This is a genomic window from Microbacterium sp. LEMMJ01, assembly GCF_002114135.1.
In the GTDB taxonomy this organism is placed as follows: Bacteria; Actinomycetota; Actinomycetes; order Actinomycetales; family Microbacteriaceae; genus Microbacterium.
In genome coordinates, this window is the sequence record NZ_NCTV01000034.1 from 91659 (window position 1) to 103628 (window position 11970).

15 protein-coding genes are annotated in these 11970 nt (G+C 70.9%); 14 read left to right on the top strand and 1 reads right to left on the bottom strand.

The window, feature by feature from the left end; all coding sequences use genetic code 11:
• Positions 1-10 precede the first annotated feature (10 nt).
• The 5 genes from B7W94_RS13275 to B7W94_RS13295 all read left to right on the top strand — a co-directional run bounded on the left by B7W94_RS13275 (position 11) and on the right by B7W94_RS13295 (position 4513).
• Entirely contained in the window at positions 11-337 is a 327-nt protein-coding gene (locus tag B7W94_RS13275) for a DUF2469 family protein (RefSeq protein ID WP_017204525.1), read from the top strand.
• Between the two features lie 111 nt (positions 338-448).
• A complete protein-coding gene (locus B7W94_RS13280) occupies positions 449-811 on the top strand; it encodes a YraN family protein (protein ID WP_085607032.1) in 363 nt (120 codons plus the stop codon).
• Complete coding sequence (locus B7W94_RS13285; protein ID WP_085607034.1) at positions 808-2337, top strand: YifB family Mg chelatase-like AAA ATPase; 1530 nt, start codon at positions 808-810, stop codon at positions 2335-2337. The genes B7W94_RS13280 and B7W94_RS13285 overlap by 4 nt, the downstream gene beginning before the upstream one ends.
• Complete coding sequence (gene dprA, locus B7W94_RS13290) at positions 2334-3518, top strand: DNA-processing protein DprA (RefSeq protein WP_085607036.1); 1185 nt, start codon at positions 2334-2336, stop codon at positions 3516-3518. Before B7W94_RS13285 ends, dprA begins: the two co-directional genes overlap by 4 nt.
• 92 nt (positions 3519-3610) lie before the next feature.
• Positions 3611-4513, top strand: a complete 903-nt coding sequence (locus tag B7W94_RS13295; RefSeq protein ID WP_085607038.1) for a tyrosine-type recombinase/integrase — start codon at positions 3611-3613, stop codon at positions 4511-4513.
• Positions 4514-4534: 21 nt separating this feature from the next.
• Here B7W94_RS13295 and B7W94_RS13300 read toward each other — a convergent pair whose 3' ends face one another.
• A complete protein-coding gene (locus B7W94_RS13300; protein ID WP_085607040.1) occupies positions 4535-5137 on the bottom strand; it encodes a murein hydrolase activator EnvC family protein in 603 nt (200 codons plus the stop codon).
• A gap of 306 nt (positions 5138-5443) precedes the next feature.
• On the opposite strand from B7W94_RS13300, the gene rpsB reads away from it, so the two are divergent.
• The 9 genes from rpsB to B7W94_RS13345 form a co-directional block, all read left to right on the top strand.
• Positions 5444-6385 carry a 30S ribosomal protein S2 gene (gene rpsB / locus B7W94_RS13305; protein WP_025103356.1) on the top strand — a complete coding sequence of 314 codons (942 nt, stop codon included), beginning with the start codon at positions 5444-5446 and terminating at the stop codon, positions 6383-6385.
• A gap of 41 nt (positions 6386-6426) precedes the next feature.
• Positions 6427-7254 carry a translation elongation factor Ts gene (gene tsf, locus B7W94_RS13310; protein WP_025103357.1) on the top strand — a complete coding sequence of 276 codons (828 nt, stop codon included), beginning with the start codon at positions 6427-6429 and terminating at the stop codon, positions 7252-7254.
• Between the two features lie 90 nt (positions 7255-7344).
• Positions 7345-8061: a UMP kinase gene (gene pyrH, locus B7W94_RS13315; protein ID WP_025103358.1), complete on the top strand. Its 717-nt coding sequence runs from the start codon at positions 7345-7347 to the stop codon at positions 8059-8061.
• A 67-nt stretch (positions 8062-8128) separates the two neighbouring features.
• Positions 8129-8683, top strand: coding sequence for a ribosome recycling factor (frr, locus tag B7W94_RS13320; protein ID WP_062766584.1), 555 nt, complete (start codon positions 8129-8131; stop codon positions 8681-8683).
• A gap of 5 nt (positions 8684-8688) precedes the next feature.
• Complete coding sequence (locus B7W94_RS13325) at positions 8689-9834, top strand: phosphatidate cytidylyltransferase (RefSeq protein WP_172400122.1); 1146 nt, start codon at positions 8689-8691, stop codon at positions 9832-9834.
• Positions 9834-10436 carry a DivIVA domain-containing protein gene (locus B7W94_RS13330; protein ID WP_139833330.1) on the top strand — a complete coding sequence of 201 codons (603 nt, stop codon included), beginning with the start codon at positions 9834-9836 and terminating at the stop codon, positions 10434-10436. Before B7W94_RS13325 ends, B7W94_RS13330 begins: the two co-directional genes overlap by 1 nt.
• Before the next feature lie 67 nt (positions 10437-10503).
• Positions 10504-11187 (top strand): transglycosylase SLT domain-containing protein, encoded by a 684-nt coding sequence (locus B7W94_RS13335; protein ID WP_025103362.1) that lies wholly within the window; start codon positions 10504-10506, stop codon positions 11185-11187.
• Positions 11188-11196: 9 nt separating this feature from the next.
• Positions 11197-11484 carry a hypothetical protein gene (locus tag B7W94_RS13340; RefSeq protein WP_025103363.1) on the top strand — a complete coding sequence of 96 codons (288 nt, stop codon included), beginning with the start codon at positions 11197-11199 and terminating at the stop codon, positions 11482-11484.
• 2 nt (positions 11485-11486) lie between these two features.
• Positions 11487-11970: alpha/beta hydrolase (locus B7W94_RS13345; RefSeq protein ID WP_085607041.1), on the top strand; the 484-nt coding region annotated here is incomplete at its 3' end.

Sequence of the window (11970 nt, forward strand, 5' to 3'; positions counted from 1 at the left end):
TGGACTCATCATGGATGAGGAAGCCTTCGACGACTACGACCGCGAGCTGGAGCTCGCGCTGTTCCGCGAGTACCGCGACGTCGTCTCTCAGTTCCAGTACGTCGTGGAGACCGAGCGTCGCTTCTACCTGGCCAACGAGGTCAACGTCGTGCGGCGGGACACCGAGCACGACTTCTACTTCGAGATCTCCATGAGCGACGTGTGGGTGTGGGACATCTACCGGGCCGACCGCTTCGTGAAGGCCGTCCGGGTGCTCACGTTCAAGGACGTGAACGTCGAGGAGCTCCAGCGTCGCGAGTTCGAACTGCCGCAGGAGCTCTCCCTCGACGGAGAGTGACGCGGCGCGCCGTTCCTGCACAGCGGTGACATTCTTCGCCGTTTCCACAGCCTCTGGACTGGTCGCGCGGGACCACGGCGGTGACGGGGTGCTGACGTCCATCCTTTCGGGATGGCAGCGAAAGACGACCTCGGACGAGCCGGGGAGCAGCAGGCAGCGGACTATCTGACGAAGCGCGGGTATCGGATCGTCGACCGCAACTGGCGGTGTCCCCAGGGCGAACTGGATCTCGTGGCGATCGTCGGGGCTCACCTGTCCGTCATCGAGGTGAAGACGCGGCGGTCGACGGCGTTCGGGCACCCGTTCGACGCCATCGACGACCGGAAGCGTCGGCGGCTGTGGCGGCTCGCTCATGCGTGGCGGGCGGAGCATCTCGATCTGGCGCGCGGACGGGTCCTCCGGGTGGAAGCGATAGGTATCACCGGTGCGTTCCCGGGGACAGCCACCGTCGAGCACCTCGAGGACATCGCATGAGCACCGCACGCACGTGGTCCGTGGCGCTCACGGGAGCGGACGGGCACGTGGTGGAGGTCGAGGCCGACCTCTCCCCGCAGACGCCGGAGTTCCGCATCATCGGGCTCCCGGACAAATCCCTCGGGGAGGCGGTGCAGCGCGTGCACAACGCCTGCGTGAACTCCAGCCTCCCGCTTCCGCGGCGGCGCCTGACGGTGAACCTCTCACCGGCGAGTCTGCCCAAGCACGGGGCCGCCTTCGACCTCGCGATCGCGGTGGCCTGCCTGGCCGCGAGCGATGTGATCGCTCGGCGCGCCGTCCGGCAGACCGTGCACCTGGGGGAGCTCGGGCTGGACGGGCGGCTGCGTCCCGTGCCGGGCGTGCTTCCCGCCGTCTTCGCCGCCGCGCGCGCGGGGTTCGAGCGTGTGATCGTGCCCCACGGCAACGCGACCGAGGCGGGTCTCGTCGCCGGCGTGGAGGTGCGCGCCGCCGCCTCGCTCGCGGAGGTCGCCGCCTGGCACGGCGCGGACGTGGACGTGCCCGACGTCGAGCCGGTCCCGGGGCCACAACCGCCGGAGGACGACCCCGATGAGCGCGATCTGAGCGATGTCCTCGGACAGGAGGAAGCCGTCGAGGCGCTCATCGTCGCGGCCGCCGGTGGCCACAACATGCTCCTGAGCGGTCCGCCGGGAGCAGGGAAGACGATGCTCGCAGGGCGCCTGCCCGGGATCATGCCGCCGCTGACCGAGCAGGAGGCCATCGAGGTGGCCTCGGTGCGCTCCCTCTGCGGTGAGGCCGTGACCGGGCTCGACCATCAGCCCCCGCTGGTCGCGCCGCACCACAGCGCCTCTGTGGCGGCGATGGTGGGAGGCGGATCGCGGACGGCGCGACCCGGAGCGGTGGCCCGTGCGCACCGGGGCGTCCTCTTCCTCGACGAGGCGGCGGAGTTCCCGCGGGTGGCCCTGGACGCGCTCCGTCAGCCGCTCGAGACCGGCTTCGTGGACGTGCATCGGTCCGGCTTCGTGGTGCGGTTCCCGGCGCGTTTCCAGCTGCTGCTGGCGATGAACCCGTGTCCCTGCGGCAACCGGGGCGTGCGTGATGGCGACTGCATCTGTCCGCCGCAGGCGCTGCGGCGTTACGCCACTCGGCTCTCCGGTCCGTTGCGCGACCGGCTCGACATCGATCTCCCGGTCACGCGCGTCGCGGCGTCGCGCTCGCTGGCGGGGGAGCGGTCGGGTGTCACGACCGTCGAGGCGCAGAACCGCGTCGGAGCGGCGCGCGCACGGGCCGAGCGGCGTTGGCGCGGTACGCCGTGGCGTCGGAACGCGGAGATCCCCGGCACCGTGCTTCGCCACGGCGGCTACCGTCTCCCGTCGGACGTGCGGGCGGGGCTCGATCGGGCGTTGGAACGCGGCGCGTTGACGCTCCGCGGCTACGACCGCGTCCTCCGGGTCGCCTGGACCATGGCCGATCTCTCCGGGCGGGACAGTCCCGGTTCGGACGAGGTCGGGCGGGCGCTCCTCCTGCGGACGGGGGCGGCACGATGATCGACGGACTCCTCTCCCAGAAGGATGCGCTCGACGCCGCGCGGGGCGTGCGCGGGACAGAGGAGGTGACGGAGGCGCTGGCGCGGGTCGCGTGGTCCGTCATCGCCGACCCGGGGGACGCCGTCGCCGCGACCCTCGTGCGCGAGTTCGGACCGGCCGACGGGCTGCGCTTCGCGTTGGACGGGGCAGGGCGGTCCTGGCCGGTGGTCCGCGCCCTCGGCGCCCGGCGGGCTCTCGACGAGGCGCGCGCACGGTGGCGGCAGCGCGCCGACCCGGTGGCTGTGGTCGCGGCCCTCCGCGGCGCGCAGAAAGCTGGTGCGCGGCTGCTGCTCCCCGGAGACCCCGACTGGCCGACGGCTGTCGACGATCTCGATGCGGAGGCGCCGATGGTGCTGTGGGTGCGCGGGCGCAGCGACCTCCTGACGAGCGCCGCGCGTGTCGCCATTGTTGGTGCCAGAGCGGCCACCGCTTATGGCGAGCGGGTCGCCGCCGACATGGCCGGAGATCTGGCCCTGGGCGACACGGCTGTCGTGTCCGGCGGAGCTTATGGCATCGACGGAGCGGCACACCGCGCCGCGTTGACCGTCGGCGGGGGAACGATCGCGGTCCTCGCCGGGGGAGTCGACCGCCCGTACCCCGCAGGTCACCGTAACCTCCTGGCCCGGATCGCGGTCGACGGGGTCGTCGTCAGCGAGGTGCCGTGTGGCACGGCGCCGACGCGGTGGCGCTTCCTCGCGCGCAATCGACTGATCGCGGCCCTGGGGCAGGCCACGGTGGTCGTCGAGGCGGGCTGGCGCAGCGGCTCCCTCAATACGGCGGGGCATGCGGCGACGCTGGGCAGGCCGCTCGGCGCGGTACCCGGTCCGGTGACGTCTGCGTCCTCGGCCGGCTGTCACCGGCTGCTGCGCGAATACGACGCGGTGTGCGTCACCTCCGCGGCGGAGGTCGCCGAGATGCTCCCTGTCGGTGCCCGGTCGCCCCGGGGACGTGAAGCTACGGACGAGGGGCGGGTGGGGCTCCTCCGCGCGCTGAGCACGCGGACCGCTCGGACGGAGGCGGAGCTCGCGCAGCGCGCGGGTCTCACCGTCGAGCGGACGAGGGCCCTGCTCGGTCTGCTCGACCTCGACGGGCTCGCTCGCCGCGACGGGGACGGCTGGCGCGGAAGGGGCGCGGCGCCCTAGGGGTACGCGCTGACGGGGTGCGGAGCGCTCGTCGTCGGTCGCGCCCGGCGGGGCGCGTCGCTCTGAAGGCGGGGGAGCGGCAGGCTGGGGATATGGACTTCGCGGTCGCCGTCGAGGCGTTCGCCGACCACCTCGAGAAGGTACGTCGGCTCTCTCCGGCGACCGTGAAGGCGTACCGCTCCGATCTGCGAGACCTCGGGGTGAGCGTCGGGGGCGGCCCGGTCGACCGGATCGACCTGGAGATGCTGCGCGAATGGCTCTGGCAGGCGACCCAGCGTGGTGACGCCCGGGCGACGCTGGCCCGACGCGCAGCCACCGCGCGGGCGTTCTTCGGCTGGGCGCGCGAGCAGGACATCGTCCCCCTCGACCCCAGCCTGCGGCTCGTGGCGCCGAAGCGCGCGAAGACGCTGCCGACGGTGGCATCGAAGGACGCGATGACGGAGCTGTTGGAGCGACACCGGCAGGCGGCGTCCTCGGGCGATCCCACCGCCCTCCGCGACCATGCGGTGCTGGAGCTCCTCTACGGCGCCGCGGTCCGCGTCTCCGAGCTCTGCGGCCTCGACATCGACGACCTGGATCTCGATCGGGGCACGGCCCTCGTGCGGGGCAAGGGCGACAAGGAGCGCGTCGTCCCGTTCGGCGCGCCGGCGCGGGATGCGCTCACCGCCTACCTGCGCCGCGCTCGACCGGCTCTGCTCGCGCGGTCCGGCGCCGCGTCGCCCGCCGTCTTCCTCGGCAGTCGCGGGGGACGTATCGGTCCGCGGACGGTCTACGAGGTGGTCGCCCGTGCGCTCGCGCCCGTCGTCGGCGCCGAGACCGTCGGTCCGCACGCCCTCCGCCATACGGCGGCGACCCACCTGCTGGACGGTGGTGCGGATCTCCGCGCGGTGCAGGAGATCCTTGGGCACGCGAGCCTGGGCACCACCCAGATCTACACGCATGTCTCGGCGGAGCGGCTGACGGCGACGTATCGTCTGGCGCACCCTCGGGCCTGAGCGCGAAGCCCGCGCGTCGGGTCATCCGTCGCAGCAGGGCAGGAGGCGCGCCCGCAGGAGACCGCCGAACAGCACCATCGGGTTGAGGTACTCGCCGTCGCGTCGTACCCCGATGTGCAGCGCGTCCGGGGGAGTGTGACCGCCCGTGGCGACACGGCCGATGTCCTGGCCCCGGCGGACCGGGTCTCCCGCGCGCAGGGGCGACTCCACCGGCTCGAACGTGCTCACGAGACCATCGGCGTGTCGGATCGTGAGCAGCGGGCGATCGACGACGACGCCCTGGTACGCGACCACCCCCTCCGCCGGGGCGAGGACGGCGTCGCCCGCGCTCGCGACGATATCCATACCGCGGTGCCCGGGACCGTAGGCGTGCGCCGGCGCGCGGTAGGCGACGCTCACGCGCCGAGTCCCGTCGACGGGCCACCGCCAGGGAACGTCGGAGACGAACTCGTCGGGCACGGGCGTGAGGCTGTGCGGTGCCGACAACGCTCGCGCGGCGGGAGGAGACGGGAACGGAGCACCGCCGCACAGGAGCACGACAGCGGCGAGCTCGGTGGCGATCAGCACCCGGAGCAGCGAGGGGTGCGGGAAAGAGCGAGGGCGAGGAGGGGATGGAGGAGTCATCACGCGAGTGTGCGTGGCCGGTGCGGGCCGGTGGAGCGGGTTCTCTCCGCCGGGGCCGGAGGCAGGGGAGAAGACCAGGAATTGCGCTGCTGGGGAGGACGAGCTGTGGGCGCATGATCCTGTATGCTGGACGAGCACCTCGATCTCGGGGTGACTACGCGTGCCCAGAGCGACTCCGTCGTGGCATCCACTCCCGCAGGTCCCGTCTCCGAACGGGTGGGCGTGAGCCGGGCACCAGGATGTCCGACCGTCCGGTCGGCATGACAACCTCAACGGCGCGTCCCGCGCCAGAATCAGGAGACGACCATGGCTGTGGTCACCATCCGTCAGCTGCTCGACAGCGGCGTGCACTTCGGACACCAGACCCGTCGGTGGAACCCGAAGGTGAAGCGCTTCATCCTCACGGAGCGCAGCGGCATCCACATCATCGACCTCCAGCAGTCGCTCGGCTACATCGACAAGGCGTACGACTTCGTCAAGGAGACCGTGGCGCACGGCGGCACGATCCTCTTCGTCGGCACCAAGAAGCAGGCGCAGGAGATCCTCGCGGAGCAGGCCACGCGCGTCGGCCAGCCCTACGTGAACCAGCGCTGGCTCGGCGGCCTCCTCACCAACTTCTCCACCATCGCGAAGCGTCTCGCCCGCATGAAGGAGCTCGAGGAGCTCGACTACGAGAACCCCTCCGCCTCCGGCTTTACGAAGAAGGAGCTGCTGCTCAAGAAGCGCGAGCTGGACAAGCTGCACAAGTCGCTGGGCGGTATCCGCAACCTCACCAAGACGCCGTCCGCCCTCTGGGTCGTCGACGCCAAGCGTGAGCACCTCGCCATCGACGAGGCCAAGAAGCTCGGCATCCCGGTGATCGGCATCCTCGACACCAACGCCGACCCGGACGACTTCCAGTACCCGATCCCCGGCAACGACGACGCCATCCGTTCGGTGTCGCTGCTGACGCGCATCATCGCCGACGCCGCAGCCGAGGGCCTGCAGCAGAAGCACAACCCGGAGTCGGGCGACGCCGAGCCGCTGGCCGAGTGGGAGAAGGAGCTTCTCGAGGCTCCCGTGCAGGAGTCCGCTGACGCCGCCGAGGTCGTGACCGCGGACGACGAGGCCGCCGTCGTCGAGACCCCGGCCGCCGACGCCACCGCCGCCGACGAGGCCGGTGCCCAGGCGCACGACGAGGCGATCGCCGCCGCTTCCGGTGAGGAGACCGCCGAGGTCGCCGCCGCCGAGGCCGCTGACGCCAAGTAATCCCTCGTACACCCACACAACGAAGCAAGGAGCCACCACACATGGCCAACTTCACCATCGCCGACCTCAAGGCGCTGCGTGAGCAGCTCGGCACGGGAATGGTCGACACCAAGAAGGCGCTCGAGGAGGCTGACGGCGACGTCGAGAAGGCCACCGAGATCCTGCGCCTGAAGGGTGCGAAGGGCAACGCCAAGCGCGCCGACCGTTCGACCAGCGAGGGCCTCGTCGTCGCTCGCGAGCAGGACGGCGCCGTGACGCTCGTCGAGCTCGCCTGCGAGACCGACTTCGTCGCGAAGAACGAGCGCTTCATCGCGCTGGCCGACAAGGTCGCCGACGCCGTCGCCGCCGTGAAGGCCGACTCGGTCGAGGCCGCCCTGGCCGCTCCGGCGGGCGACAAGACCGTCGAGCAGCTCATCTCGGAAGAGGCCGCCATCATCGGCGAGAAGGTCGAGCTCCGTCGCGTGCGCACCGTCACCGGTGACAGCGTCGAGGTCTACCTGCACCGCACGAGCAAGGACCTGCCGCCGCAGATCGGCGTCGTCGTCGCCTACACGGGTGACGACGCCGCGACCGCGCGCAGCATCGCCCAGCACATCTCGTTCGCCAACCCGTCGTACCTGTCCCGCGAGGACGTTCCGGCGGACGCGGTCGAGAAGGAGCGCGAGATCGTCACCGAGATCTCCCGCAACGAGGGCAAGCCCGAGGCCGCCCTGCCGAAGATCGTCGAGGGCCGTGTCGCCGCGTTCATCAAGCAGGTCGCCCTGCTCGAGCAGGACTACGCGAAGGACAACAAGCTCTCCGTCGCCCAGGTGGCGAAGGACGCCGGTATCACCGTGACGGACTTCGCGCGCTTCAAGGTCGGCGCGTAGCACTGTCGAAGGGGTTCGGATCACTCGATCCGAACCCCTTCTTCATGCCCACCAGGCACTATCTTGAATCGGGACGAGAGGACATCCCCCATGACTGAACGCACCGGACGCCGCCGCGTCCTCCTGAAGCTCTCCGGAGAGGCGTTCGGCGCCGGTCAGCTCGGCGTGAACCCTGACGTGGTCAGCCAGATGGCGCGGGAGATCGCCGCCGCGGTCGACCGCGTCGAGGTGGCCGTCGTCGTCGGCGGGGGCAACTTCTTCCGCGGCGCGGAGCTCAGCCAGCGGGGAATGGACCGCGGACGAGCGGACTACATGGGCATGCTCGGCACCGTCATGAACGCGCTCGCGCTGCAGGACTTCCTGGAGCAGGCGGGCGCCGCCACCCGCGTGCAGTCCGCGATCTCGATGACCCAGGTCGCCGAGCCCTACATCCCGCGTCGCGCAGAGCGCCACATGGAGAAGGGCCGCGTCGTGATCTTCGGCGCCGGCGCAGGCCTGCCGTACTTCTCCACCGACACCGTGGCCGCGCAGCGCGCCCTGGAGATCGGCGCGCAGGAGGTGCTCGTCGCCAAGAACGGCGTCGACGCCATCTACACCGCCGACCCGAACAAGCACGCCGACGCGGAGCGCATCGAGCGCGTGACCTACCGCGACGCGCTGCAGCAGGGACTCAAGGTCGTCGACTCCACGGCGTTCAGCCTGTGCATGGACAACAACATGGACATGCGCGTCTTCGGGATGGAGCCGGCGGGCAACGTGACCCGCGCGCTCCTGGGCGAGCCCATCGGCACGCTCGTCACGGCCTGAGCGCCTGCACGGGACGGGAGCCCGCTCCCGATAGAATTTCCAGAACACCCCGACGATAGGAGCCACCGTGATCGCGGACGTCCTCGCTGAAACCACCACCCGCATGTCCCGGGCCGTCGAGGCTGCCAAGGAGGACTTCTCCACGGTGCGCACGGGTCGTGCGAACCCCCAGCTCTTCCAGAAGGTGCTGGTCGACTACTACGGCACGCCGACGCCGCTGGCGCAGCTCGCCTCGCTCGCCAACCAGGAAGCGCGCACGCTCATCATCACGCCGTACGACAAGTCGGCGCTCAAGGCGATCGAGCAGGCGATCCGCGACATGCCGAACCTCGGGGCGAACCCCACGAACGACGGCAACCTAGTACGGGTCACGATGCCCGAGCTCACCGCCGAGCGGCGCAAGGAGTACGTGAAGCTCGTGAAGTCGAAGGCCGAGGACGCCAAGGTCCACGTCCGCGGCATCCGCCGGAAGGCGAAGGACGAGCTCGACGCTCTGAAGAGCGAGCTCGGCGAGGACGAGATCGCCCGCGGCGAGAAGGAGCTGGACGCGCTGACCCGTCAGCACGTCGACCTCATCGACGACGCGCTCAAGCGCAAAGAGGCCGAACTCCTCGAGGTGTAGCTCGTATGTCCGATGAAGCGCGCGGCGCCGAGGAGGGCACTCCGGTGACCCGCCGGGAGGCACAGCCGGACCGGGTCTCCGATGGGGGTGCCCCGCTCGGCGATGCGTCGTTCCCGGGATTCGACGCCGGGAGCGTGCCGCCGCGTCCTCCGCTCCCCGTCACGCCTCCCGCTCCATCCGTCACGGCGGAGCGGCTGGACGCCGCGGATCACAACGCGATCCGCGAGCAGTGGCGCCAGGCGCGGGATGAGTTCGGGACGCACGTGTCGCACGCCCGCGACCAGCTCGATCAGGCCAACGAACGCATCAAACAGCGCACCGGCCGCGACCTCGTGCTCGCGATCGTGATCGGGCTCGCTTTCGGCGCCGCCCTCCTCGGATCGCTGCTGTTCATCAAGGCGCTGTTCGTCCCGTTCGCGCTGGCCGCCGCTCTCCTCGGCGTCTACGAGCTGTCCCGGGCGCTGCGGGCGGCCGGACGCCGCGTGGATGTGATCCCGCAGCTGGTCGCGGCCACCTTCCTGGTGCTGTCCGCGTACTTCGCCGAGCCGTGGCTGAGCTGGGTCATGCTGTTCGTCGCCGTGGCCTTCGTCATCGTGTGGCGGCTGCTCGCCCAGATGGTCGCGAAGGACGGTCGCACCTACGGTGACGTGCTCACCGACGCCGTGATCGGCGGTTTCATCCAGGTGTACGTGCCGTTCCTCGCCGGCGTGGCCCTCATCCTGCTCGAGCAGGAAGGCGGCCAGTGGTGGGTGCTGAGCTTCATCGCGATCGCGGTGGCGGCCGACACCGGAGCGTACGCCGCGGGTCTGGCGTTCGGCCGGCATCCGATGGCGCCCCGGATCAGCCCGAAGAAGACCTGGGAGGGCTTCGGCGGCGCCGTGGTCGCCTCCCTGGCAGCGGGCGTGCTCCTGGCCCTGTTCCTGCTCGATCTGCCCTGGTGGGGCGGTGTGATCTTCGGGGCGGCGATCCTGCTGTCCGCGACCCTCGGCGACCTCGGCGAGTCCATGCTGAAGCGCGACCTGGGCATCAAGGACATGAGCTCCTGGCTCCCCGGCCACGGCGGTCTCCTGGATCGCCTGGACAGCATCCTGCTGTCGACCATCCCCGCCCTGTGCCTGTACTTCCTCCTCTCTCCCTGGTTGGTGCTCTGATGAACGACAGCGGTGCTGTGATCAACGACGACGGGGTCGACACCTCTGCGCGCAGCACGGCGAAGCCTGCGTTCGCGCTCACGAGCGGTCGCACCAAGGGCTACCACCGTGCGGCCGTCGACACTTTCCTCGCCTCGGCGCGTCAGGCGTTCGAGGGCGGAGGAGACGATCTCACCGCCGAGGACGTGCGCACCGCCTCGTTCCCCCTCGTGAAGGAGGGGTATGCGGTGGCGGAGGTCGATGCCGCGCTCGGCCGGGTCGAGGATGCTTTCGCGGCCCGAGAGCGCGAGCGCGCCGTGCGCGCCCGCGGAGCGGGAGCCTGGGTGGAACAGGCCAGGGCCGATGCACAGGTGATCCTCGACCATCTCGCGCGTCCGCGGCGTCATCGCTTCGCCCGCACCGGAATCCTCACCTTCGGGTACCGCGTCGACGAGGTCGATCACGTCACCTCCCGCATCGTCCGGTACCTCCGCGACGGCGACGCGCTGACCGCAGAACAGCTGCGGTCCGCGGCGTTCCGCATGCAGCGTGGCGGCTACCGCGAGGAGCAGGTCGATGCGCTGCTCGACGCCACGATCGACGTCATCCTGGCGGTCCGCTGAGCCTGCCTGATGGCCTGTTCAGGCAGGTATGCGTAGACTGTCCACCATCGTGAACTCCCGAAACGACATGATTCCCGAACGAAGCGACGCCGCGCTGGTACCCGCAGCGACGGCCACGTCCGCCTCCCGAGGCACGCGACGCTGGTCGCGTCGCCGGGGTGTCGCCGGTGTCTTCAGCTCTCTCGCGGTCGTCGGATTCGCCGCCGCGATGGTCGCTCCGACCGGCGTCGCCCTCGCGCAGCCGGTCGCCACGGAAGCTCCGGACTCCGTGTACGCGGCGGCTCTCGCGGACACGCAGAACCTCACCGTCACCGTGGAAGGCGCAGCGATCACCCCCGTCGAGCGCGGGTCCTTCGAGGTGTACGTCAAGCCGAAGCCCAAGCCCAAGCCGAAGCCGGCGGCTCCCGCGAGCACGCCGTCGTCCGGTTCGCAGGGCGGGTCCTCCGGCGGGGGTCTCCCGCCGTACAGCGGCGGCGGTGCGCCGGCGGAGTGGATGGCCGCGGCCGGCATCGCTCAGGGCGACTGGCAGTACGTCGACTACATCGTGTCGCGGGAGAGCGGGTGGAATCCGAACGCCACCAACTCCTCCTCCGGTGCCTGCGGGCTCGTCCAGGCTCTTCCCTGCAGCAAGGTGCCCGGCAACGGCTACAACCCGGTGGACAACCTGCGCTGGGCCACCGGCTACGCCACCGGTCGGTACGGCAGCTGGGCCGGCGCGTACAACTTCTGGGTCACCAACCACTGGTGGTGAGCCGGCACCATGCCCCGCTCACGTCGTCGTCCTTCCGCGCGCCCTGAGGGCGAGGACTCGTTCGATCGCCTCCTCGCCGGGTGGAAGCGCACCGAGGTGCGTCGTGGCGTGGAGTGGACGGTCCAGCCGGTCTCCGCCGTCCAGGCGCAGAAGGCCTACGTCTGCCCAGGCTGCGGCCGGTCCGTCGACCCCGGGACGGCGCATCTCGTCGCCTGGCGGGCGGATGGCATCCTCGGCGAGGCGGCGGCGCTGGCCGACCGCAGACACTGGCACACCCCCTGTTGGAGGATCGCATGACCATGGAGATCCGCGGACCGCTCGAGCTCCCCGCGACGCGTGAGGACATCGAGCTGTACACCGCAGACGGGCTCACGCTGGTGGGCGAGCTGGCGGTGCCCGAGACGGCCGCCCCGGTGGCCACGCTGGTGACGCTGCATCCGCTGCCGACGGCGGGCGGCTTCATGGACTCGCACATCAGCCGCAAGGAGTCCTCACGACTGCCTGCCCTGGCCGATCTCGCCGTCCTGCGGTTCAACACGCGCGGCACGACGTCGCCGCGCGGCACGAGCGAGGGCGCATTCGACGGTGGGGCTGCGGAGCAGTTCGACGTCGCCGCCGCCATGGACTTCGTGCGTGACCGCGGACTGCCTCGCCCCTGGCTCGTCGGCTGGTCGTTCGGAACGGAACTCGCGCTGAAGTACGGCGCCGACCACGACATCGAGGGCATCATCCTGCTCTCGCCGCCGCTGCACCGCGCGACGGCGGAGGAAGTCGCCGCTTGGG

Coding starts and splice junctions, on each gene's coding strand:
- B7W94_RS13275 (WP_017204525.1), top strand. CDS start 11: ATGGATGAGGAAGCCTTCGACGACTACGACCGCGAGCTGGAGCTCGCG.
- B7W94_RS13280 (WP_085607032.1), top strand. CDS start 449: ATGGCAGCGAAAGACGACCTCGGACGAGCCGGGGAGCAGCAGGCAGCG.
- B7W94_RS13285 (WP_085607034.1), top strand. CDS start 808: ATGAGCACCGCACGCACGTGGTCCGTGGCGCTCACGGGAGCGGACGGG.
- dprA (WP_085607036.1), top strand. CDS start 2,334: ATGATCGACGGACTCCTCTCCCAGAAGGATGCGCTCGACGCCGCGCGG.
- B7W94_RS13295 (WP_085607038.1), top strand. CDS start 3,611: ATGGACTTCGCGGTCGCCGTCGAGGCGTTCGCCGACCACCTCGAGAAG.
- B7W94_RS13300 (WP_085607040.1), bottom strand. CDS start 5,137: ATGACTCCTCCATCCCCTCCTCGCCCTCGCTCTTTCCCGCACCCCTCG.
- rpsB (WP_025103356.1), top strand. CDS start 5,444: ATGGCTGTGGTCACCATCCGTCAGCTGCTCGACAGCGGCGTGCACTTC.
- tsf (WP_025103357.1), top strand. CDS start 6,427: ATGGCCAACTTCACCATCGCCGACCTCAAGGCGCTGCGTGAGCAGCTC.
- pyrH (WP_025103358.1), top strand. CDS start 7,345: ATGACTGAACGCACCGGACGCCGCCGCGTCCTCCTGAAGCTCTCCGGA.
- B7W94_RS13325 (WP_172400122.1), top strand. CDS start 8,689: ATGTCCGATGAAGCGCGCGGCGCCGAGGAGGGCACTCCGGTGACCCGC.
- B7W94_RS13330 (WP_139833330.1), top strand. CDS start 9,834: ATGAACGACAGCGGTGCTGTGATCAACGACGACGGGGTCGACACCTCT.
- B7W94_RS13335 (WP_025103362.1), top strand. CDS start 10,504: ATGATTCCCGAACGAAGCGACGCCGCGCTGGTACCCGCAGCGACGGCC.
- B7W94_RS13340 (WP_025103363.1), top strand. CDS start 11,197: ATGCCCCGCTCACGTCGTCGTCCTTCCGCGCGCCCTGAGGGCGAGGAC.